The organism is Acinetobacter sp. YT-02, assembly GCF_002412355.1.
GTDB lineage: Bacteria > Pseudomonadota > Gammaproteobacteria > Pseudomonadales > Moraxellaceae > Acinetobacter > Acinetobacter towneri.
This window is the reverse complement of sequence record NZ_NOZT01000002.1, coordinates 103,025-126,092: the sequence shown is the minus strand read 5'-3', so window position 1 is coordinate 126,092 and position 23,068 is coordinate 103,025. Positions and strand designations below refer to the sequence as shown.

Below are 23,068 nucleotides of genomic sequence, written 5' to 3'. Positions count from 1 at the left end.
GCCACACTTGCGCTGACAAGTATTGTGGCACAGGAACTCTTTACACAGCACGAAGCCCTAGTGCATCAGCTAAAGCGAAATTACGGATATTTATACTCGCATTCACATCACGATCTTCAACCAAGTTGCAACTTGGACATTCAAACAATCTGACACTTAGCGGTAACTTTTCCATCTTATAGCCACAGCAAGAACAAGTTTTTGAACTTGGTACAAATCGACCAATTTTCAAAACATTCTTGCCATACCATTCAGCTTTGTATTGTAACAGCGTTAAGAATTGCCCCCATGCCACATCCGAAATGGACTTGGCTAGTTTACTGTTCTTAACCATGTTTTTAATTCCTAAATCTTCTACTGCATACGTGGTCGCTTGGTTTTCACAGATCAAGTGATGCGTTAGTTTGTGATGTAGGTCTAAGCGTTGCAAACGTACCTTTTCATAGATACACGCAACATTTAATTTCTGACGTTGATAATTCTTGGATTCTTTCTTCTTTCGAGCAAATATCTTTTGTTGAATTGCCAACCTTTTTTGAGCTTGTCGTAAATATTTTGGATTTTCAATTTTTTGACCATCCGACTGAATCAACAAGTGATTTAAGCCCAAATCAATACCAATGGTTTTATCTGACTCAATTATTGATGCTGTTACTTTAGCTTGATTAGTTTCAACTAAAATTGATGCGTAATACTTTCCTGTTGCTGTTTTACTAATAGTGACAGTTTTAATCTTTCCATCAAATTGACGACTAAATACAGCTTTAATGCCTTTTAATTTAGGTAGATTCAGTGTGCCTTTTTCAAAATCAACACTACCATGTTGAGGGCATTGATATGATCGTTGTGGAATTTTCTTAGACTTGAACTTGGGGAATTTCGCCCGACCTTTGAAGAAGTTTCCAAAAGCCGTATAAACATGAAGCAATCCACTAAGTAGAGTTTGACTGTTCACCTCATTGAGCCATGAGTATTGTTCTTGCTTTTTCATACTCACAAGCTGATCCTGAATATCTTTTCGGCTCAGTGATTTTTTATGTTCATCATAATATTTTTGTTGAAGTGCTAAAGCCCAGTTGTAAGTAAACCTAGCACAGCCGAAGTGCTTTTCGATTAGCACTTTTTGCTCACCATTCGGATAAATACGATACTTGTAGGCTTTCATTTGAGCTTCATTCATACCTATAATTTAACAAATATTAATCTTGGTGTAAATAACATGAAGTCACATTACCACTGTGTTTATAAGCTAACTTATCATTTAGTGTTGGTAACAAAATACAGAAGAAAATGCTTTACAAATGAAATGCTCAATCGCCTTGAAGAAATCGTAAGAAAGAACTGTCAAGATTGGGAAATCGACTTGCTTGAGTTTAATGGTGAAGCTGACCACATTCATTTATTACTAGAAATGCACCCTAATATCATGCCAAGCAAGTTTATAAATAACATCAAAACGGTATCTAGCAGACTTATACGCAAAGAATTTGATGCAGAACTAAAGCAGTATTATTGGAAGCCTGTACTTTGGACTAGGGCTTATTGCTTGCTTACAACAGGTGGTGCGACAATTGATGTAATTCGTGAATATATAAAAAATCAAGAAAGACCCGAATAACGAAAAGTCGTGCTATCCATCCCCACCTAAATCGAAGATTATAGATGGGGAATTTCGCACAGTTAGTTAAACTGAGCTGCTAAATCGAGCGTTTAATATTGAGATATGGTGATACTGAGAAAATTTGCTGAATAGAGTGCTGCAAATAAAAATTTTAGAACAAACAAAGAAATCTAAATGAGAGGGGAAGTTCCTCACTTCCGTAGAAATGAGGAACACGCAATCTTATTGACGTACAACCAATACAGGTGTTGTACCTTCACTTAGGATGCTTTGCGCAACGCTACCTAAGAATAATTTTTTCAAGCCAGTGCGGCCATGTGAACCAATCACGATAAGGTCAGCATTTAAGTCTTTTGCAGCATTGGTAATTTCGCGTGCAATTACTTGACCTTCAAGTAGTTTAGTTTCAGCTTCAACACCTTGTTCAGTGAATTTTTGCTTTGCTTCTTCTAAAGTTTTTACGATAGAAGCGCGAGCGCGTTCAATCAAGTCATTGGTTTGGTTTGCAGTGATGTATTCTGCAGCAATATACGGGTCAAGTGTAAGTACTTGTACCACAGTGATTTTACTACCAAATGCTTTTGCAAGTTCAGCAGCTTTTGCAACAGCGGCAAAAGAAGTTTCAGAACCGTCCACTGGTACGAGGATGTTTTGGTAAGCCATGAGTGTTTCTCCTTATTGTAATTTCAATACTTTAATAAAATATTCGCTCTGAGTCCTGTCTTATCTTACGCTGAATTCATATAGAATAAAACCCAGTAATTTCATAAAGATAATTGAGTGCTGTAAGTCCTTATTTCACCTTAATTTAGCATGAAATTATGAAGCTGTGCTTTCAATTCAACTAAAGTTTTAGTCATTTTTTGTTTGCGTGTTTGTCAAAAAATCGATCAGTTGATTGACATCATTACTCTGCAATTGTTCGCGGATTTTCAGTAAATATTTTTCATCAAAATCATACAGTTTTAGCGCCAAAAGTTGAGCAATCTCTGTTTCACTAAAGCGGTATTTAATTACTTTGGCAGGCACACCTGCCACAATAGCGTAAGGCGGTACATCTTGCGTAACCACTGCACCTGTCGCCACAATTGCACCTTCGCCTAGTTCAACACCTTGCATAATCATGGCGCGACTGCCAATCCAGCAGCCATCGCCAATTGTGGTATCACCTGCCGCAACAAAACTGCGAGTATCAAACGGAAAAGCCGAAACCCAGTCACTGCGATGCAATTGATTGCCACCCATCATAATCACGCATTCCGCACCAAAACAGACAAAATTGCCAATATGTAATTGATCAATTGGCTTGTCTGCTGTTGCAGGTTTGTCATGTAAATAACGCACCACACAACGTTCAAAACCCTGATCCCAATAGGCTGAATAATAAGAGTAATTGCCTTTGATGTGGATGTTGGGGTTTTTCACAGTTTTGGAGATGAACTCAAATTCGCACCAGTGTTTAACAGGGGAATTAATCAGCGTTTCGGACATGGTTTTTTCGTGTGGAGAGATGAGGGGATTATATTTGAAATTTTGAACCTCTCCCTAGCCCTTTCCTAGAAGGAGAGGGAATGTTCAAAATATTAGTTGACCACTACACTTTAGTGATTTGAAAGCTTAAAGTATCTATCTTAAAAAATTCCACAAATACATAAAAACATTTTTAACACTGTTTGGAAATAAGAATCCCCAAATAGCAAAAAAGAGTGATGATGCCAATACGATACTGACAGGACTGGTTTGTGTATTGATAAAGAGTCCCCAGACTGGAATTAAAATCAGTCCTAACACAGCCCCAGAAAGCGCATAAACAAATGCATGAATGATGCGATTTTCCATCTTATTTTCCTCTATTTTTATCGCAGTATAATCTATAAGCTCGGCTGTATGATTTATAGGCAATAAAACCCCTCAAAGAGGGGCATCGCGTGTAGTCATCTTTATTAAAACTTAAAGATATTCTACATTCACAATTTCATATTCCACTTCGCCTTGCGGAGTGACAATTTTGGCTTCATCGCCTTCATTTTTGCCCAACAAACCGCGTGCAATAGGCGAATTCACTGAAATTTTATTGATTTTAAAATCAGCTTCATCATCACCTACAATTTTGTAGGTTTTTTGCTCTTCGGTGTCTAGGTTTTCAATGGTCACAGTCACACCAAAAACCACACGTCCGTTTTGTTCCAATTCTTTAACATCAATTACTTGGCAAGCGCCTAATTTACCTTCGATGTCTTGGATACGACCTTCGCAGAAACCTTGCTGTTCACGTGCGGCATGGTATTCAGCATTTTCTTTTAAATCGCCATGTTCACGCGCTTCTGCAATCGCTGCAGTAATACGTGGACGTTCAACCGATTTAAGTTGTTGTAATTCTTGCTCTAAAGCGTGTTTACCTTCAGGCGTCATAGGATAACGTTGCATGTTGTCCCTCTTTAAAAATATTGAAGTCTATAAATGAAAAAAGCCCGCCACCCGAAAGGTGACGGGACTTTATTGAAATGTATTAACCTACAGTAAGATCTTGCAGGCGATATACATCCATTGGTAATTTAATCGCTAAGGCTTGGCATACAGCATCTGCGCCATTCAAGGTCGTGGTGTAATACACTTTACCTTGCAATGCAGAACGACGGATTGAGAATGAATCCTGCTGAGCTTGTTTGCCTTCAGAAGTATTGATGATGAGGTGAATCTCACCATTTTTCAAGCGGTCTACAATGTGTGGGCGACCTTCAGTCACCTTATTCACACGTTCACACTCAATACCTGCATCGGTGATGACTTTATGCGTACCACCCGTTGCAACAAGTTTGAAGCCAAAATCAGCCAATTGTTTTGCAATACGCGCCACATGCGGTTTATCTGACTCACGTACAGATAAGAATGCATGTTTTACTTCGCCTTCAGTTGGGATTCCTGGTAAGCGATCATTCGAGCCTAACACAGCTTTATAGAATGCTTCACCAAAAGTTTTGCCCACACCCATCACTTCACCTGTAGATTTCATCTCAGGCCCAAGCACAGGGTCTACACCAGGGAACTTGTTGAATGGGAACACAGCTTCTTTCACAGAGAAGTGTTGCGGAATAATTTCTTTAGTAAAGCCTTGTGCTTCTAAAGATTGACCTGCCATACAACGTGCTGCAACTTTAGCCAATGATTCGCCAATACACTTAGAAACGAACGGAACAGTACGTGATGCACGTGGGTTCACTTCCAAGATATAAACGTCATTGCCTTTCACTGCAAACTGTACGTTCATTAGACCAATAACGCCCAACTCTTTTGCCATTGCAACAGTTTGACGACGCATTTCGTCCTGTACTTCATCTGACAATGAATAAGGTGGAATTGAACATGCTGAGTCACCAGAGTGAATACCTGCTTGTTCGATGTGCTGCATAATACCGCCAATCACCACATCTTTACCGTCAGATACGCAGTCTACGTCAACTTCAATCGCATCATCCAAGAAACGGTCTAACAGCACAGGTGCATCGTTAGAAGCTTGAACCGCATCACGCAGGTAGCGTTTCAATTCTTCTTCGTTATACACGATTTCCATTGCACGACCACCCAATACATAAGATGGACGAACAACCAGCGGATAACCCACTTTCGCTGCTTCTGCGATACCTTCTTCAGCAGATTTTACAATGCTGTTGTTAGGTTGACGCAATTGCAGACGTTGAATCATTTGCTGGAAACGCTCACGGTCTTCTGCGCGGTCAATCGCATCTGGTGATGTACCAATAATTGGCGCACCTGCTTCTTCTAAAGCGCGTGCCAATTTCAATGGAGTTTGACCACCGTACTGTACGATAATGCCTTTTGGCTTTTCAGTACGTACGATTTCAAGTACATCTTCCAAAGTAATTGGTTCAAAGTACAAACGGTCTGAAGTGTCGTAATCGGTAGATACTGTTTCAGGGTTACAGTTCACCATGATGGTCTCAAAACCATCTTCACGCATTGCAAGCGCAGCGTGTACACAGCAGTAATCGAATTCGATACCTTGACCAATACGGTTTGGACCACCGCCAATCACCATGATCTTGTCTTTCGCTGAAGGATTTGATTCACACTCTTCATCGTAAGTTGAATACATATATGCTGTGTCAGATTCAAACTCTGCAGCACAGGTATCCACACGTTTATAAACTGGGGTTACGCCCAAGTTCCAACGGTGTTTACGGAATTGCTTTTGTGAAATACCCATCAAGTTCGCAATACGTAGGTCAGATAAACCTTTACGTTTGAACGAACGGATGTTGTCAGCGTTTAGATCACCAAAACCTAAAGTTTTGATTTCATTTTCAGTGTTCACGATGTCTTGAATTTGAATTAAGAACCAACGGTCAATTTTGGTCGCTTCAAAAACTTCGTCCAAGCTAAAGCCATGACGGAATGCGTCAGCCACGTACCAAATACGCTCAGGACCTGGAACTTTCAATTCAACTAAAATCTTGTCGCGTGCGCCTTCAGCACCCACTTCAATTTGTTCGTCAAAACCACAAGCGCCAGTTTCTAAACCACGAAGGGCTTTGTTTACAGATTCTTGGAAGTTACGACCAATCGCCATGACTTCACCTACAGATTTCATCTGCGTGGTTAAAGTCGCGTCTGCTTGAGGGAACTTTTCAAAGTTGAAACGTGGAACTTTAGTTACAACGTAGTCAATTGATGGTTCAAATGCCGCAGGAGTGGTACCGCCTGTGATGTCATTTTTCAGTTCATCAAGGGTATAACCCACAGCCAATTTCGCTGCAACTTTTGCAATTGGGAAACCAGTGGCTTTAGATGCAAGTGCAGATGAACGAGATACACGTGGGTTCATCTCAATCACAACCATACGACCAGTATTCGGGCAAATACCGAACTGAACGTTAGAACCACCTGTTTCTACACCAATTTCACGAAGTACCGCTAAAGATGCATTACGCATCAATTGGTATTCTTTGTCCGTCAAAGTTTGCGCAGGAGCAACGGTGATTGAGTCACCAGTGTGCACGCCCATTGGGTCAAAGTTTTCGATTGAACATACGATGATACAGTTGTCGTTTTTATCACGTACAACTTCCATCTCATATTCTTTCCAACCAATAAGTGATTCATCAATCAATAATTGTTTGGTTGGAGAAAGATCGAAACCGCGTTCACAGATTTCAAGGAATTCTTCTTTGTTATATGCGATACCGCCACCAGAACCACCCATGGTGAATGATGGACGAATAATCACAGGGAAGCCAAAGCGAGATTGAATCTCAAGTGCTTCTTCCATAGATTCAGCAATTGCTGCTTTTGGACACTCAAGACCAATTTTGCGCATTGCTTCATCAAACAATTTACGGTCTTCGGCTTTTTCAATCGCGTCTTTGGTTGCACCAATTAATTCAACATTGTATTTGGCTAAAATACCGTTGGCATCTAATGCAAGCGCACAGTTCAATGCAGTTTGACCACCCATGGTCGGAAGTACTGCATCTGGACGTTCTTTTTCAATGATTGCTGCAACAGTCTGCCAAGTGATTGGCTCGATATAAGTTGCATCTGCCATTGCAGGGTCAGTCATGATGGTCGCAGGGTTCGAGTTTACCAAAATAACGCGGTAACCTTCTTCACGCAGCGCTTTACATGCTTGAGCACCAGAATAGTCAAACTCACAAGCCTGACCAATAACAATAGGACCAGCACCAATAATTAAGATGCTTTTAATATCCGTACGTTTAGGCATTATTTCGCTCCTTAATTACTTCTTAGCGGCTTCAATAAGTTCGATGAAATGATCGAACAAGAGTGCGCAGTCATGTGGACCTGAACTTGCTTCTGGGTGACCTTGGAAGCTAAATGCAGGCTTGTCTGTACGATGAATACCTTGGTTTGTGCCATCGAACAATGAACGATGCGTTGAACATACATTGCTTGGTAAGGTGCTTTCATCTACCGCGAAGCCGTGGTTCTGAGAAGTAATCATCACTGTACCAGTTTCTAAGTTCTGTACAGGATGGTTTGCGCCGTGGTGACCGTGCGGCATTTTCATTGTTTTTGCACCTGATGCAAGTGCAAGAATTTGGTGACCTAAACAGATACCAAATACAGGAATATTCGTGGTTTCTACAATTGTTTTTACAGCTTCAATTGCGTAGTCACATGCAGCAGGATCGCCAGGGCCATTTGACAAGAAAATGCCATCTGGGTTTAACGCAAGGACTTTTTCAGCAGGGGTTTGTGCAGGAACAACGGTTAATTTGCAACCGCGGTCTGCGAGCATACGCAGGATGTTGGTTTTGACACCGTAATCGTATGCAACCACATGATATTTAAGTTCAGGTTGAGTAAAGCCTTTGCCAAGTTCCCATGAACCTTCAGTCCATTCAAAACCTTCAGGGTCGCAGCATACTTTTGCAAGATCCAAGCCGTTTAAGCCGCCAAATGCACGTGCTTTTGCAATTGCTTCTTCTTCAGTGATATTTTCACCAGCAAGAATACAACCGTTTTGCGCACCTTTGGAACGTAAAATACGGGTCAATTTACGGGTATCAATATCGGCAATTGCAACAACATTGTGTTGTTGTAAGTATTCGCCTAAAGATTGAGTAGAACGGAAGTTACTGTGTAATAAAGGCAAATCACGGATAATTAAACCGTTTGCCCATACTTTATGAATTCGACCTGACTCAACATCTTCATCATTGCAACCAGTGTTCCCAATATGTGGGTAAGTTAAAGTCACAAGTTGTTGTGCATAACTCGGGTCGGTCAAAATTTCTTGATAGCCAGTCATGGCAGTGTTAAAAACGACTTCACCAGTCGTGCTTCCCGTTGCACCGATAGACGTACCTTTAAAGATTGTACCGTCGGCGAGGGCTAAAATGGCGGGGGTGCTCAAACCAAAGCTCCTGAACTAAAACCACAAAAATAGGGCTGTAAAAAAGCGAGTAGACGAAAAAAAAGGAAGGTCAATATTTAAACCTACCCTCCTATGTCTGCTCGCTTGAACTTAACATTGCATTATACGCATGAACTCGCCAAAAGTCCATTGTGAATCTAACGAATATGTAAGATAAAAGACTTGCTTTTTTTGCTAGGTTTATGTTTTAGCGTGTAGTCCAAATGTAAGCAATCTACGATTGTTAGACAATCCAAAACCCATTTGAGTCTAAATTGCCTTATGCTTAATTTATAAACAACAACGACCTTGGGTAAAAGCGAATGACTGAACAAGATAAATCAGCCACTGAACCACAAAACAGTGCAATCAAAGCAGTAAGTGAAGGCGCTGAAAAGCTTGAAAAAGTAACGCATGATGCCAAAGAGCAGGTGCTTGATGTAGTTGCGGAAACGCAAGAAAAACTTCAAGCCGAAGCAAAACAACTCAATGCCAGCGTGCAAGAGCAATTGGGTCAGTTAAAGCAAGATGTGTTGCAAAAAATTGAAGCTTTAAAAGCACAATTTGGTAGTTCACCTAAAGATTTAGGCGAATTAAAAGACTTTGTAAAAACTGAATTTAGCGCAATTATTGAAGATCTTTCTAAACTTGGTAAAGAGTTGAAAGAAGATGTCAGCAGCATTTCAGTAAAACACAAAGATCAATTGGCTGAAACTTTTAAGCGTTCTAAAGAGCACACACTAGAAGCGTGGAAAAAAGTAAATCCATCAAAAACTGAAACTAATGATGAAACTGATCAAGCATAATCCAGTTTAATCTGTTGCTGATTCAGCCATAAAAAAAAGTGAGGTCATGCGCCTCACTTTTTTATTTAAATTTCTTGCTCAAACCAAAAACTAGTTGTTTCAATCTAAACTACTATTAATCACAGTTAGAACTGATGTAGCCAATCGCGCTTATTGTGAAAATCGGCGGCAGGGCTGCTGTGTTGCATGGCATAAAACTGCTCGCCCTGACTGGTTTTTAATACAGCTGTGAGCCCAATAAACAAATCTGTCCATTTCAGTTTATGTTTCAGTATAAATTCGGTTAAATCCAAACTGACATTTAAACCGTAATGCGTACGTTTTAGCTGATTCAACTCAATATCATAAGCGGCCACAGGTGGCATTTGCTCAGGATAACGATATTCTTCAAAGGCATAGGCTTGCCAAGCTTGAGAAGGGGAGAGATTGATTTCACGATAAAAATCTTCGCCCTTAACGCCAATGAAAATTTCAAAGCAGGTCTGTTCCCACAAAAAGTCATGACGTGGATGTGAAGTCACCAATGCAGGCCATTCGACCCACTGATTCGGATCACGCAGCCAATAACCTACATTTAAGCTAAACGGACTTTGTTGTTCAATTGCACCGACCAAAGAAATCGCTTGAAACTGACGATCAAAGGCGCTGAGTTCGTAACTTGCCATATAAGCTTAGTTAGACAAATGAGCGTGACGAACTAAATTTGACAACTTGGCATTTTGTTTTGCTGCTTTTTTATAAAGCAAAGCAATTTTACCAATTGTTTGTACCACTTCAGAACCTGTTGCTGCAGCAATTTCAGTAATTACAGCTGCACGTACTTCACGGTCTTCACCACCAATTTTAACTTTAATCAATTCGTGATCGTTTAAAGCACGGTTGGTTTCTTCAATTACATTTTCAGTCAAACCTTGACCGCCAACCATCACTACAGGGTTAAGTGCATGACCAATTTGACGTAAACGCTTGCGTTCCTGAATAGAGAGAGCCGCCATAAAGATAACCTAATTTTAAAAACGACTTAGTATAACAAAAGCCAATTTGAAACGCTGTAAATTCTATGCAAATAATCCGCGAACATGCAGCAGTGCAAAAATATCAAAATCGAACATTTGCTTAGGTTTATCCATCTGTGATGAGAGAGGTTTTTTATGCCACAGTACAGAAATAAGCGATGGATTTAATAGAAAAAACTTGTTAGTTATTGGCATTTAGATACAGATGTCTACTGCAAGCTTGCTAATTTTCACGTACAATCGCAATTTAGATGGCTATTCGTTACTAAGAGAGTTATGGCAACACGCATTACCAACCAAAAGTTATCCAAAAGTAGTCGTGCGTGGATGAGAGAGCACCTAGATGATCCCTTTGTGAAAAGAGCGCAAAAAGAAGGGTATCGTGCACGTGCTGCATACAAACTACTTGAGATTCAAGAAAAATATAAACTGATCAAACCGGGCATGACGGTGGTGGACTTAGGTGCAGCACCAGGCAGTTGGTCGCAAATCGCAGGGAAACTTGTCGGCGACAAAGGTTTGGTGATCGCTTCCGATATTTTGGAAATGGACGCATTACCAGATGTGACCTTTTTACAAGGTGACTTCCGCGAAGAAGAAGTGTTCGAAAAATTGTTAAATATTTTAAACGGACGCACGGTAGACGTTGTAATTTCCGATATGGCCCCCAATACATCAGGTAATAAAGCTGTAGATCAACCGCGTCAAATTTACTTATGCGAGTTGGCGCTCGATTTTGCCAACCGTGTATTGGGACCCAATGGCCAGTTTGTGGTCAAAGTGTTCCAAGGTTCGGGGTTTGACGAATTTCGTAAACAGGTCGTGGACAGTTTTGATGTTCTAAAGACAGCAAAACCCGTTGCTTCACGGGCGCGTTCCAAAGAAGTATTCCTTATTGGACAAGGACGTAAAAAAGCGTCTAAATAAAGTTTACTTGCCAAGCCGTTAGAAATTGTGCATTTTGTACGTTTTTAATGAATTGTCTAGCTGATCTTCAGCTTTTTGAATGAAAGGTCACCCAGTAACGGGCATGATCAAATTAGATTGATATGGGAATAAAGCTTTGAGCGATCTCTTCAAGAATGCCGTATTGTGGCTGATTATACTTGGTGTGCTGATTCTAATTTTCAGCAACATCAATAACAGTGAAAAGCCAACTGCAATGAACTATTCAGAGTTCGTTACAGCGGTGAATGCTGGTCAAATTAAGCAAGTCACAATTGATGGCGAAAGAATTAGTGGCGAAAAAGTCAACGGCTCGTCCTTTGAAAGCATTCGTCCAGCAGTTCAAGACCCTGAACTGATGCCGAATCTGATTAAAAACAACGTTGTTGTTGAAGGTACTGCACCTCAACGTCAAGGTTTGTTAATGCAACTATTGATCGCAAGTTTCCCTGTACTTTTAATCATTTTGTTATTCATGTTCTTTATGCGCAACATGGGTGGCGGTGCAGGTGGTAAAAACGGCCCGATGAGCTTTGGTAAATCTAAAGCCAAAATGTTGTCTGAAGACCAAATTAAAGTCACATTTGCCGATGTAGCAGGTTGTGACGAAGCAAAACAAGAAGTGGTTGAAATTGTAGATTTCTTAAAAGACCCTGCTAAATTCAAGCGTTTAGGTGCAACTATTCCTAAAGGTGTGTTGATGGTAGGTCCACCGGGTACAGGTAAAACCTTATTGGCCAAAGCCATTGCAGGCGAAGCCAAAGTTCCATTCTTCAGCATTTCTGGTTCTGACTTCGTTGAAATGTTCGTGGGTGTAGGTGCTTCTCGTGTTCGTGATATGTTTGAGCAAGCTAAACGCCATGCACCATGTATCATCTTTATTGATGAGATTGATGCGGTAGGTCGTCACCGTGGTTCAGGTACAGGTGGTGGTCACGATGAACGTGAGCAAACACTTAACCAAATGCTTGTTGAAATGGATGGTTTTGAAGGCAATGAAGGCATTATTGTTATCGCTGCGACAAACCGTGCCGATGTACTGGATAAAGCTTTATTGCGTCCAGGTCGTTTTGACCGTCAAGTAATGGTTGGCTTGCCAGACATTAAAGGTCGTGAGCAAATTCTGAATGTTCACTTGAAAAAACTGCCTTCAGTTACAGGTGTAGATGTCAAAGTCTTGGCACGTGGTACACCAGGCTTCTCTGGTGCGCAATTGGCGAACCTTGTGAATGAAGCTGCATTGTTTGCTGCCCGTCGTAATAAAAATACGGTGGATATGCACGACTTTGAAGATGCTAAAGATAAGTTGTATATGGGCCCTGAACGTAAGTCGATGGTGCTGCGTGAAGAAGAACGTCGTGCAACGGCTTATCATGAAGCAGGTCATGCGATTGTTGCTGAAATGCTGCCGGGTACAGACCCTGTGCATAAAGTAACGATTATGCCGCGTGGCTGGGCATTGGGTGTGACATGGCAATTGCCTGAACATGACCAAACTAGCCATTATAAAGACAAAATGCTGAACGACTTGTCTATCTTGTTTGGTGGTCGTATTGCAGAAGAAGTCTTTATTAATCAAATGTCGACAGGTGCATCGAATGACTTTGAGCGTGCGACTAAATTAGCACGTGCGATGGTGACCAAATACGGTATGTCTGACAAGTTAGGCGTAATGGTCTATGAAGACGATACACAACAATCATTCATGGGTAGTTTAGGCAGCCGTACGATTTCTGAAGCCACCCAGCAACAAGTGGATGCTGAAGTTCGTCGTATTATTGATGAGCAATATAAAGTTGCCCGCGATATTTTGGAAAATAACCAAGATATTGCCCACGCAATGGTAAAAGCATTGTTGGAATGGGAAACTATTGATCGTGACCAAATCCGTGACATTATGGAAGGTCGTGAGCCACAGCCACCGAAAGTGTATATTGCAGACAATCCTGTGATTGATGTAACACCAACTGATGGTCCAAGCACACCGCCACCATTACCAGCGAGCTAATCAGTTCACATAATGTTAAAAAGAGTCTTTGTATAAAGGCTCTTTTTTTATTCGTGTGGTTTATGCGTCGTTGCAACAGGAATATTGGTAATGTTGAAGCGCACTGAAAAGAATTCAACATCTTCAAAATTACCCTTGTTAAAATAAGCTTTTCAAATTGAAAGGAAGACCAGCATGCAGCTAATGCCATTACCCAAGCGCGTATTGCAATGTGGACGTTTGCGTTTAGATTTATCTCAGCCGCATGTGATGGGAATTCTAAATGTGACACCAGACTCGTTTAGTGATGGTGGGCGACATAATGAAAAAGATGCTGCTGTGGCGCGTGCTTTGGAAATGATAGCCGAAGGTGCAACCGTGATTGATATTGGCGGAGAGTCAACACGTCCGGGAGCTAGTCCTGTGAGTGTAGAAGAAGAAATTCGTCGTGTGGTTCCTGTGGCGGAAGCCTTATCTACTTATGATGTAGTGCTTTCGATTGATACGTCACAGCCCGAAGTGATTCGTGCTGCCGTAGCTGCGGGGGCGCATATCTGGAATGATGTACGTGCGCTGACCCGTCCAAATGCGTTGCAAACAGCTGCTGAGTTAAATATCCCCGTGATTATTATGCACATGCGTGGTGAACCGACCACCATGAACAATTTAGATCAATATGATGATGTCACTGCAGATGTGATTGCAGAATTGCAGCAACGTGTCGCTGATGCTTTGGCGGTAGGGGTCAAGCCTGAAAATATCATGATTGATCCGGGTTTTGGTTTTGCGAAAAATGCACAACAGAATCTGAAATTGTTAAATGAGTTGCATCAACTTAATGGTATGGGGTATCCAATTTTATCGGCATTGTCTCGTAAACGCTTTATTGGTGAAGCTTTGGGTGGGGCAGAGCCAACACAGCGTGCAGTTGGTTCTGTAGCGGCACATTTACTCAGTATTCAGCAAGGTGCTTGTATGGTGCGTGCGCATGATGTGAAAGCCATGTCTGACGCCATTAAAGTCTGGCAAGCAATGCAGTTGGCAAATTAATCGCAATATGCAAATTGGGGCGAAGCTAGAATTAAAGCCCTGCTTATGCTATATAGGCACGCTTGAATCTCTGTATTTTTGAGTGCTTGTATGTTTGCAGATTTACTTCTCCCGATGTTTGATGATGAGTTTTATCCTGATATTTTAGTTGCTGAGTTAAAACAACTGATTCAACAGTTTGCAAAACACGTGTCTAAATCCAATTTATCTGAAACGGATATTTATCATTTTGCTGATCAGACCGTGCAAGCCATTAATAAAATGAAACCACAATTTGAAGATTTGGATTCAGATTTGGACGATACCGCAGCAGATTATATTGCTGAGGCGATGATGATGGTGTTGCAAGATCAAGGTTATTTCGAGATTGAAACGGAAGAGTTGATTGCAACGAGAGAGTGGTGATAGGTCACTCTCTTTCAGCTTTAATTTATGGGTGATTCAATAAATCATCTAAAACATCATCCAAATGGCAACTTTGCTGTGTATGTAGTTCTGCAATTTCCCGAACATTCAACGTATATAGCCCATTATGTTCATTCGGCTGTGCAATTAAATTGACCCAAAACTTTGTATTTTGTTGCAGCAAAGTTTTGAGTTGCTTTTTATCTTCAGGATTTTGGAAATTTAATAAATATAAATTGTTGCCTAAGCTGCAACGACGTAATTGTAATTCTTGATTTTTATATTGCACTGTTCCTGCAAAAACATCATAAAATTCTGCATCAGTTTCAATTGGGTTTACGGATTCGGTTGCTGACTCAAGGCTGGGATTTTGTGCATGGCTTGCAAAACTGAGCAAGCAGCATAAACAGATCATCCATTTGAAAGAGAAGATAAAGCGTTGTAGAAACATTTTAAATCATCAGTACATAAATGTTATTGTTTTAAATATTATATTTTTTAGGCATAAAAAAACCAGCTTAATGCTGGAGTTCTTTATTCGCACCATTTGAATGATTTGATTCATTAAAATGGTGCCCGAGGCCAGACTCGAACTGGCACGCTTTGAGGGCGGGGGATTTTAAATCCCCTGTGTCTACCGATTTCACCACTCGGGCATGTGCGCAATAATAGAGGACGAAATAAATCTTGGCAAGTAAATTTATTTACAATTGCTTTCTTTTCAATCAATTCAACTTATTAGCTTGAAAAAAGTTCGGTTTGCAGTATATTTCTGCTGTTTGTCATCAATATTTCATGAATTTGAGATCAAAGCGAAATCATAAATTTCTATGTTGAGCGCTCAAGAAAAATAAAAGGAATATTCATGAACATTCGCTTAACTCGCCGAGAGCTGATTCAAAAAAGTTTGGCTGGTTTTGGGGCGTTGTCATTGCCAGTCGCATTAACTGCATGTGGTGATGACAATGAAAATACAGCAGAAAATGCATTAAAGGTGCAGTTTTTGCATGGTGTCGCCAGTGGTGATCCGCTGCATGATCGTATCATTTTATGGACACGTGTAACGCCAAGTGACATGGCAGCATGCATTGAAGTGGTTTGGGAAATTGCCAGCGATGAGGCGTTTAAGCAATTGGTAAATACTGGCAAAGTACAAACCAGCGCAGCGCAAGATTTTACTGTTAAAGTGGACGCAGATCGTTTACAGGCAGGGACTAAATATTATTACCGTTTCCGCTTTGGTAATACGGTTTCTGCTATAGGACAGACCAAAACCTTGCCACAACGCAGCGATCAAGTGAAATTTGCGGTCTGTTCTTGCTCGAACTATCCCGCAGGTTATTTTCATGTGTATAAAGAAATGGCACAGGAAAACAATCTGGATGTGATTATTCACTTGGGTGATTATATTTATGAATATGGACAAGGTGGCTACGCGACTGACGATGCAAAACAGTTAGGACGTACCTTTGCTGCAGACAATGATAAAGAAATTATCAAGTTAGATGATTATCGTAAACGTTATGCTTTATATCGTACCGATGCTGATTTGCAGACTGCTCACCAACGCCATCCATTTATTGTCATTTGGGATGACCATGAACTCAGTAATGATACTTGGGAAGCGGGTGCAGATAATCATCAAGAAGGTGAAGGCAGCTTTATAGAACGTAAAATTGCGGCATTACAGGCTTATTTCGAGTGGATGCCAATTCGTCCAGTTGCAGAAAATGATCATTTGAATATTTATCGCCAGTTTGATTTTGGTGGTTTGGTGAATTTGATGATGCTGGATACGCGTATTTTGGCGCGTCATAAGCAATTAGATTATGCTAACTATATGACGGCAGAAGGTATTGATGCTGCTAAATTTCAGGCAGATTTATTTAGTGATCAACGCACATTGATGGGTGGAGTTCAACGAGAATGGTTGCAAAAACAGTTGGGGCAGTCTAAGACTACTTGGAATGTTTTGGCTCAACAAGTGTTGATGGCGAAAATGCTGATTCCACAAGAACTGTTATTGCCTTTAGCGAAAATCACCAATGGTGATCAGCAACCTGAAACACTTGCACAAATGAAGCAGAAAATTACAGAATTGGTCACGCTGAAATTGCGTTTAAAAGCGAATGATCCAACTTTGACAGCAGTAGATAAGGCACGTTTGTATGCGGTTGCACCTTATAACCTCGATGCTTGGGATGGTTATGCCTACGAGCGAGAAGTTGTGTATGGGACATTGCAGCAACTTGGGAAAAAAGCAGTGGTGTTGGCAGGTGATACTCACAATGCTTGGGCTGCAACCTTGCATACACATGAAACAAATCATGAGGTTGGGTTGGAATTCGCGACCAGCTCGGTATCATCGCCCGGAATTGAGTATTACTTAAATGTGCCTGCAGACGAAATGGCAGCGTTGGAATATGCCTTTCAAGAACTGATTGATGAACTAGATTATTGCAACTTAAATCAACGTGGTTATTTAACGGTGACTTTTGATCGTGCGCAAGTGGTTGCAGATTGGAAGTTTATAGATACGGTTAAGGCACGTGAATACAAACTCGATGATACGCGTGGTCATCAACAGAAGTATGGTGTAGACTTAAAACCAATCATTGATGTCGCTAAAACTGCTTAAAATTGGTGTGATATTTACAGAAAACCGAGTCTAAGTTGCTCGGTTTTTTTTGATGATTAAGCGGAGGTTTTTAATCGAGTTTATCTTGAATATAACTGTCTAAATCTATGTATTTAATGCTTTTACATAAATTGTGTTCAACCTGCATCAGTTGTTGATGTAACTGAATTGCATGTTGATATTGCTGATTCAATTGGGCAAAACGAGGGCTATTTTTATTGGAAAAATACATCCGATATTGAATTTTAGCAGCTTGACGATATGACCAATACGCAGCACGGCGAAATTGCGTTAAGCAATATTTTTGTTCAAGGCTTATGTGGTCACGGAACATATTCTCTTTATAGAAACGTACAAAACCAAAACTGATGCAGAAAAAGAATAAAATCCCTTGCAGAATTGCACTCTGAAAATAGGCGAAATTTACCGCTTGTAGCAGAATCAATACTGCTATTTTTATGGTGGCATGTTGCTGTAGTTGATACCACGATGCCGAACTGTGTTTAATTTGATACAACACATAAGGTAGAAGCAGCATAAAACCTAACATGATGGCTAAAATCGCCAATGCCTTGGCTTGAAAGGCATCGTACTGCGGTGCAAAGTTTTGAATCCCGTGCGCCAGACTGATTGAAATAGGAATAAAAATCAGGCAGGCCAAGACCCATGGAATCATTTCTTTCCAATCATCCAGCATGCCTTTGCTTTGAATAAAACCATAAAACAAAATATTTCTTTTAAATGCAGCAGGGTATTGTTGTTGCAATTGCTGCAAATCAAGAAGCGCTTGTTTAGGGTTCATAGAGGCATCATTGAATATTGAATAAAGAGGGGAAAACCTAAAATTTAGGCATAAAAAAACCAGCTTAATGCTGGGTTCTTTATTTGCACCATTTTAATCTATTTTAAAATGGTGCCCGAGGCCAGACTCGAACTGGCACGCTTTGAGGGCGGGGGATTTTAAATCCCCTGTGTCTACCGATTTCACCACTCGGGCATAGTTTTACAAGATTGGAGGCGGAGGTCGGAATCGAACCGGCGTCCACGGAGTTGCAGTCCGCTGCATGACCACTCTGCCACCCCGCCGCGTCTTGTGATGCGTATATTAGCAAGCTCTGAAAAAAAAACAATACTATTAAATGAGCAGATGCACATTAATTCGACATATAGAATAAAATAGTCTAAATAATCATGTATTATTTGCAAAATTGATTCATATCAACATTTGGAGATGTGCCGTGGCATTAATTTTAGACGGTCGTGCATTGGCAAAACAAATTGAAGCTGATCTGTTAACACGTGTAGAAGCGTTAAAAGCAAAATCAGGTCGTACCCCAATTCTAGCGACTATTTTGGTCGGTGATGACGGTGCATCTGCAACTTATGTACGCATGAAGGGCAATGCTTGCCGTCGTGTGGGCATGGATTCTTTAAAAGTAGAATTGCCAACAGAAACCACCACAGAACAATTATTGGCAGAAATTGAAAAATTGAATGCCAATCCTGATGTGCATGGTATTTTGTTGCAACACCCAGTTCCTGCGCAAATTGATGAGCGTGCTTGTTTTGATGCGATTTCACTTGCAAAAGACGTAGATGGTGTGACCTGTTTAGGTTATGGTCGTATGGCAATGGGCGAAGCTGCATATGGTTCTGCAACACCTGCAGGCATTATGACCATTCTTAAAGAAAAAAACATTGAAATTGCAGGCAAACATGCCGTTGTTGTGGGGCGTTCGGCAATTTTAGGTAAACCAATGGCTGCGATGCTTCTTGAAGCCAATGCAACAGTAACCATTTGCCATTCACGTACCCAAGATCTTGCAAGTTTTGTGAAACAAGCGGACATTATTGTTGGTGCGGTTGGTAAAGCTGAATTGATTCAAAAAGACTGGATCAAACCAGGCGCTGTGGTTGTTGATGCAGGCTTCCATCCACGTGATGGCGGTGGTGTTGGAGATATCCAATTGCAAGGCATTGAAGAGATTGCTTCTGCATATACGCCTGTACCAGGTGGCGTTGGCCCAATGACGATTACAACTTTGATTCGTCAAACGGTTGAAGCGGCTGAGAAAGCGTTAGGTTGATGAAGACCTCTCCCTAACCCTCTCTTGCGCTTCAATTTAAAAGCAGTGCTTTAAATTTTGCTCAGGAGAGGGGAAATTCATTGTGAAAATAATGGATGCTCCTTCTCTTGCGCCGTATACGGCTCAGGGAGAAGGCTGGGATGAGGGCTTAAAAATTCTCTCCCTAACTCTCCTAAAAAAGAGTGGGGAATTCATTGTAAAAATAATGAATGCTCCCTCTCCTTTAAAAAAGCAGAGGGAACTTTTTAAATTAGAACGAATAAAAATCCAATGAGCTGTACCTTTCAATTTCCTAAAGCCCCTGAACATCTTTTAGATGCTTTACATGATGTAATTCCAAATTGTGAATTACTGGCACAGCAATTGCCTGAAACGCCTATTTCACTTTGGCTTATTCCACCAGTATTTCCTACCGACAAGCTAGATGATGAAGTGATTCGTCGTATTTGGAATGATACGCCGTACTGGATTTTCTGTTGGGCTTCAGGACTTGCAATGGCGCAATGGTTATTGGCAGAACCGCAGCAAGTAAAAAATAAAGTCGTTTTAGACTTTGGTGCAGGTTCGGGCGTGGTGGCGATTGCTGCAAAAATGGCAGGTGCCAAACGGGTAATTTGTTGTGATATTGACCCCATTAGCCTTGCAGCCTGTCGAGCCAATGCTGAATTGAATGATGTGGTGCTTGAATATTTAGATGATCTATACAAAGCAGAACAAGTGGATGTATTGTTGGCTGCCGATGTACTTTATGATCAATGCAATCGCTTTTTTTTAGATGAGTTCTTAAAGTTCGCCCCAGAAGTTTGGGTGGCAGACAGCCGAGTGAAAAACTTTAGTCATCCACAATATATAAAAATAGATGAACGCAGCGCGACCACATGGCCAGATTTGGATGAAGCCAAAGAGTTCCGTAATGTGAGTTTTTATAAGACGCGATAACTCATCACGTCTTATAGGAAGCCAGTTTTGTGGCGCGAATTAATTGCAGCTATAATGCACAATGCGCAGTGTGCTTGGGCGAGCATCTAAGGCCTGACGTGTAGCATAGTTTTCACTGCTATGTAGCTCAGGTGTGTTCGATAAGCCAATAGAGGTGCGGCTTTGCCCAAGTTGGCGACCATACGGGTCTTGTTGGTTGGCTGCAGGATTCACCACTTCATTAATACTTAAAATCCGCAATTGATAAGTTTTATGCGCACCAAGTTCTTTTTGGCAGGCACGCTGTAATTTACTTTCATCGCGCTGTTGGTTTTGACGTCCTGCAAGAGTGTAGGCTAATACTGCGTTGCGATCAGTTTTGCTTTCGACTTTATAGCCAACAAAACTATTCTCGTTTTGCTCTGGCAAACTTTGACAAGCGGATAAACCTAACCCAAGTCCCGTCATAGCCAAAATAATCATTGTATTCTTCATGGTTTTATTCATGATCATGTCCCATGTTTTTGATGTCATTTCATTCTTGTTTTAAGTATGCCATAGCTGAGAGGACAAAGCATGGCTTTGTTGGCGGTGTAGCAGGCTGTCTATATTTGAGCTGATAAGCGTGTGCTTGTGATGTCATGTTTTTACCTTGAATCTTCGTATTATTTAGTATTTACACATCAGGTGGGATTGTTGAAGAGCGGATTTCGGTGCTTTTAACACATAAAATATTAGGGCAATAAAAAAGGTCACCGAAGTGACCTTTTTTTAGTCATCAGCGTTGAATTACGCAGACTTAACCGCTTCAAGTAAAGCAGCTTGACGTGCTTTCAATGCAGCAGGTAAGCGCTCACCAAGTTTGTTGAATAACTCAGTGTGGCTTTCTAACTCTTTGATCCATTGTTCTTTGTCTTGCGCTGTTACAGTTTCAAATTGCTCTTTAGAGAAATCTAAACCAGTCCAGTTCAATTGCTCATACTTTGGAACGAAACCAATTGGAGTTTCAACAGCTTCTGCACGACCTTCGCAACGATCAATGATCCACTCAAGCACACGCATGTTTTGACCAAAACCAGGCCATACGAAGTTGCCTTCTGCATCACGACGGAACCAGTTTACATTGTAGATACCTGGTAATTTGTTGCCTGCAGCTTTTGCTTTCTCGCCAACTTGCTCACCCATCTCTAACCAGTGAGAGAAGTAGTCTGCCATGTTGTAACCAGCAAACGGAAGCATTGCAAATGGGTCACGGCGTACAATACCTTGTTGACCAACGGCTGCTGCAGTCGTTTCAGAACCCATAGTTGCAGCTTTATATACGCCATCTACCCAGTCAAATGCTTCTGAAATTAGAGGCACTGTGTCTGCACGACGACCACCGAAGATGAACGCTGAAATTGGAACACCTGCTGGATTTTCCCAGTCAGCATCGATAGAAGGGCATTGACCTGCTGCAACAGTGAAGCGCGCATTTGGATGAGCTGCTTTTTCTGCGCCAGTGTGTGGTTGACCTTTCCAGTTGGTTAGGTTTGCAGGAACTTCTTTAGATAGACCTTCCCACCATACTTCGCCGTTGTCAGTCACAGCAACGTTGGTATAAATCACGTCTTTGTGCAGAGTTGCCATACAGTTCGGGTTAGTCTTGGTGTTTGTACCAGGAGCAACACCGAAGAAACCAGCTTCTGGGTTAATTGCATATAAGCGACCATCTTCACCTGGTTTGATCCAAGCAATATCGTCACCTACAGTTTCAATTTTCCAGCCTTCGTAACCTGCAGGTGGAATTAACATCGCAAAGTTGGTTTTACCACATGCAGAAGGGAATGCTGCTGCGATGTAGTGTTTTTCGCCTTGTGGGTTGGTCACGCCTAAAATTAGCATGTGTTCTGCTAACCAGCCTTGTTCACGACCCATTGCAGAAGCAATACGAAGCGCTAAGCATTTTTTACCCAATAATGCGTTACCGCCGTAACCAGAACCATACGACCAGATTTCACGAGTTTCTGGATAATGTACGATGTATTTTTCTTTGTTACATGGCCAAGCAACGTCTTTCTCGCCTTCAGCCAATGGTGCGCCCACAGTGTGTACGCAAGGAACAAATTCGCCATCTGTGCCCAATACGTCATAAACAGCTTTACCCATACGAGCCATTTTAGACATGCTGACAGCAACATAAGGAGAGTCAGTTAATTCAATACCGATGTGCGCAATGTGGCTACCTAATGGGCCCATAGAGAATGGAACCACATACATGGTACGACCAGCCATTGAGCCGTCGAATAAACCGTTTAATTTAGCGCGCATTTCAGCTGGCGCTTCCCAGTTGTTTGTCGCACCAGCATCTTCTTTGTTTTCAGAGCAGATGTAAGTACGGTCTTCAACACGAGCAACGTCAGAAGGATCAGAATTTGCAAGGTACGAACCAGGGTGTTTTTCTTGGTTTAATGCTTGCATGGTGCCGTTAGCGATCATCAAGTCGATTAGACGTTGATATTCTTCTGCGCTACCGTCACACCATTCAATTTTTGCTGGTTTCGTTAACTTTGCAATTTCTTCAACCCATGCAATAAGCTTAGGGTGACGAACGAATTCTGGTGCGTTCACTTGGGTCATGGTGAGGCCTATCTTAAATGTGTACAAGTCGTGTACAAAGTACAATCTGAACGATGGGGTACATGGTTCAGATGAAATATG

The 23,068-nt window shown here is 41.3% G+C and carries 22 protein-coding genes and 3 tRNA genes; 9 read left to right on the top strand and 16 right to left on the bottom strand.

The annotated features are described in order from the left end of the window. Positions 1–40: 40 nt before the first annotated feature. Positions 41–1,180, bottom strand: a complete 1,140-nt coding sequence (locus CF596_RS01575; RefSeq protein ID WP_096901004.1) for an RNA-guided endonuclease TnpB family protein — start codon at positions 1,178–1,180, stop codon at positions 41–43. A gap of 39 nt (positions 1,181–1,219) precedes the next feature. Here CF596_RS01575 and tnpA point away from each other — a divergent pair, with 39 nt between their 5' ends. Next, a complete protein-coding gene (tnpA, locus tag CF596_RS01570) occupies positions 1,220–1,618 on the top strand; it encodes an IS200/IS605 family transposase (RefSeq protein WP_096901003.1) in 399 nt (132 codons plus the stop codon). A 225-nt stretch (positions 1,619–1,843) separates the two neighbouring features. On the opposite strand, the gene CF596_RS01565 is transcribed toward tnpA, so the two are convergent. From CF596_RS01565 to carA, 6 genes are all read right to left on the bottom strand, one after another. Further along, complete coding sequence (locus CF596_RS01565; RefSeq protein WP_004972175.1) at positions 1,844–2,284, bottom strand: universal stress protein; 441 nt, start codon at positions 2,282–2,284, stop codon at positions 1,844–1,846. Positions 2,285–2,473: 189 nt separating this feature from the next. Next, complete coding sequence (locus CF596_RS01560; RefSeq protein WP_096901002.1) at positions 2,474–3,112, bottom strand: CatB-related O-acetyltransferase; 639 nt, start codon at positions 3,110–3,112, stop codon at positions 2,474–2,476. A 135-nt stretch (positions 3,113–3,247) separates the two neighbouring features. After that, positions 3,248–3,460, bottom strand: coding sequence for a hypothetical protein (locus CF596_RS01555; protein ID WP_004972171.1), 213 nt, complete (start codon positions 3,458–3,460; stop codon positions 3,248–3,250). Positions 3,461–3,571: 111 nt separating this feature from the next. Continuing rightward, a complete protein-coding gene (greA, locus tag CF596_RS01550; RefSeq protein WP_004972169.1) occupies positions 3,572–4,048 on the bottom strand; it encodes a transcription elongation factor GreA in 477 nt (158 codons plus the stop codon). Between the two features lie 82 nt (positions 4,049–4,130). Beyond that, positions 4,131–7,361, bottom strand: coding sequence for a carbamoyl-phosphate synthase large subunit (gene carB, locus CF596_RS01545; protein WP_004972166.1), 3,231 nt, complete (start codon positions 7,359–7,361; stop codon positions 4,131–4,133). 15 nt (positions 7,362–7,376) lie between these two features. Continuing rightward, complete coding sequence (gene carA / locus CF596_RS01540) at positions 7,377–8,516, bottom strand: glutamine-hydrolyzing carbamoyl-phosphate synthase small subunit (RefSeq protein WP_096901001.1); 1,140 nt, start codon at positions 8,514–8,516, stop codon at positions 7,377–7,379. A gap of 323 nt (positions 8,517–8,839) precedes the next feature. Here carA and CF596_RS01535 point away from each other — a divergent pair, with 323 nt between their 5' ends. Then, a complete protein-coding gene (locus CF596_RS01535; protein WP_004972162.1) occupies positions 8,840–9,322 on the top strand; it encodes a hypothetical protein in 483 nt (160 codons plus the stop codon). A gap of 125 nt (positions 9,323–9,447) precedes the next feature. Here the strand turns inward: CF596_RS01535 and CF596_RS01530 are convergent, their stop codons facing one another. Together CF596_RS01530 and yhbY are read right to left on the bottom strand one after the other, a co-directional pair. Next, complete coding sequence (locus tag CF596_RS01530) at positions 9,448–9,987, bottom strand: DOMON-like domain-containing protein (RefSeq protein ID WP_004972160.1); 540 nt, start codon at positions 9,985–9,987, stop codon at positions 9,448–9,450. A gap of 6 nt (positions 9,988–9,993) precedes the next feature. Further along, the gene (gene yhbY, locus CF596_RS01525) at positions 9,994–10,317 is read right to left on the bottom strand and encodes a ribosome assembly RNA-binding protein YhbY (protein ID WP_004972158.1); all 324 of its coding nucleotides are present in this window, start codon (positions 10,315–10,317) and stop codon (positions 9,994–9,996) included. A gap of 297 nt (positions 10,318–10,614) precedes the next feature. Here yhbY and rlmE point away from each other — a divergent pair, with 297 nt between their 5' ends. The 4 genes from rlmE (at position 10,615) to CF596_RS01505 (ending at position 14,725) form a co-directional block, all read left to right on the top strand. Continuing rightward, complete coding sequence (gene rlmE / locus CF596_RS01520; protein WP_096901000.1) at positions 10,615–11,265, top strand: 23S rRNA (uridine(2552)-2'-O)-methyltransferase RlmE; 651 nt, start codon at positions 10,615–10,617, stop codon at positions 11,263–11,265. Positions 11,266–11,401: 136 nt separating this feature from the next. Further along, entirely contained in the window at positions 11,402–13,291 is a 1,890-nt protein-coding gene (gene ftsH, locus CF596_RS01515; RefSeq protein ID WP_004972155.1) for an ATP-dependent zinc metalloprotease FtsH, read from the top strand. A 174-nt stretch (positions 13,292–13,465) separates the two neighbouring features. Next, positions 13,466–14,320 (top strand): dihydropteroate synthase, encoded by an 855-nt coding sequence (gene folP / locus CF596_RS01510; RefSeq protein WP_096900999.1) that lies wholly within the window; start codon positions 13,466–13,468, stop codon positions 14,318–14,320. Between the two features lie 90 nt (positions 14,321–14,410). Next, on the top strand, positions 14,411–14,725 hold the full coding sequence (locus CF596_RS01505; RefSeq protein ID WP_096900998.1) for a DUF5713 family protein: 315 nt from the start codon (positions 14,411–14,413) through the stop codon (positions 14,723–14,725). A 25-nt stretch (positions 14,726–14,750) separates the two neighbouring features. Here CF596_RS01505 and CF596_RS01500 read toward each other — a convergent pair whose 3' ends face one another. Together CF596_RS01500 and CF596_RS01495 are read right to left on the bottom strand one after the other, a co-directional pair. Then, entirely contained in the window at positions 14,751–15,176 is a 426-nt protein-coding gene (locus CF596_RS01500; RefSeq protein WP_096900997.1) for a hypothetical protein, read from the bottom strand. A 119-nt stretch (positions 15,177–15,295) separates the two neighbouring features. After that, positions 15,296–15,381, bottom strand: a tRNA-Leu gene (locus tag CF596_RS01495). A 209-nt stretch (positions 15,382–15,590) separates the two neighbouring features. On the opposite strand from CF596_RS01495, the gene CF596_RS01490 reads away from it, so the two are divergent. Next, positions 15,591–17,363 (top strand): alkaline phosphatase D family protein, encoded by a 1,773-nt coding sequence (locus CF596_RS01490; protein ID WP_096900996.1) that lies wholly within the window; start codon positions 15,591–15,593, stop codon positions 17,361–17,363. 70 nt (positions 17,364–17,433) lie between these two features. Here the strand turns inward: CF596_RS01490 and CF596_RS01485 are convergent, their stop codons facing one another. From CF596_RS01485 to CF596_RS01475, 3 genes are all read right to left on the bottom strand, one after another. Beyond that, on the bottom strand, positions 17,434–18,165 hold the full coding sequence (locus CF596_RS01485; RefSeq protein ID WP_096900995.1) for a hypothetical protein: 732 nt from the start codon (positions 18,163–18,165) through the stop codon (positions 17,434–17,436). Positions 18,166–18,274: 109 nt separating this feature from the next. Further along, a tRNA-Leu gene (locus CF596_RS01480) sits at positions 18,275–18,360 on the bottom strand. A gap of 15 nt (positions 18,361–18,375) precedes the next feature. Then, positions 18,376–18,449 (bottom strand) — tRNA-Cys (locus CF596_RS01475). Positions 18,450–18,601: 152 nt separating this feature from the next. Between CF596_RS01475 and folD the strand changes: the two genes are divergently transcribed. Both folD and CF596_RS01460 read left to right on the top strand, forming a co-directional pair. Next, positions 18,602–19,450 carry a bifunctional methylenetetrahydrofolate dehydrogenase/methenyltetrahydrofolate cyclohydrolase FolD gene (gene folD / locus CF596_RS01470; RefSeq protein ID WP_004972142.1) on the top strand — a complete coding sequence of 283 codons (849 nt, stop codon included), beginning with the start codon at positions 18,602–18,604 and terminating at the stop codon, positions 19,448–19,450. Positions 19,451–19,720: 270 nt separating this feature from the next. After that, the gene (locus tag CF596_RS01460; protein ID WP_004972140.1) at positions 19,721–20,389 is read left to right on the top strand and encodes a 50S ribosomal protein L11 methyltransferase; all 669 of its coding nucleotides are present in this window, start codon (positions 19,721–19,723) and stop codon (positions 20,387–20,389) included. 39 nt (positions 20,390–20,428) lie between these two features. On the opposite strand, the gene CF596_RS01455 is transcribed toward CF596_RS01460, so the two are convergent. Together CF596_RS01455 and CF596_RS01450 are read right to left on the bottom strand one after the other, a co-directional pair. After that, a complete protein-coding gene (locus CF596_RS01455) occupies positions 20,429–20,863 on the bottom strand; it encodes a hypothetical protein (protein WP_096901044.1) in 435 nt (144 codons plus the stop codon). A 294-nt stretch (positions 20,864–21,157) separates the two neighbouring features. After that, entirely contained in the window at positions 21,158–22,987 is a 1,830-nt protein-coding gene (locus CF596_RS01450) for a phosphoenolpyruvate carboxykinase (GTP) (RefSeq protein ID WP_096900993.1), read from the bottom strand. Positions 22,988–23,068 lie beyond the last annotated feature (81 nt).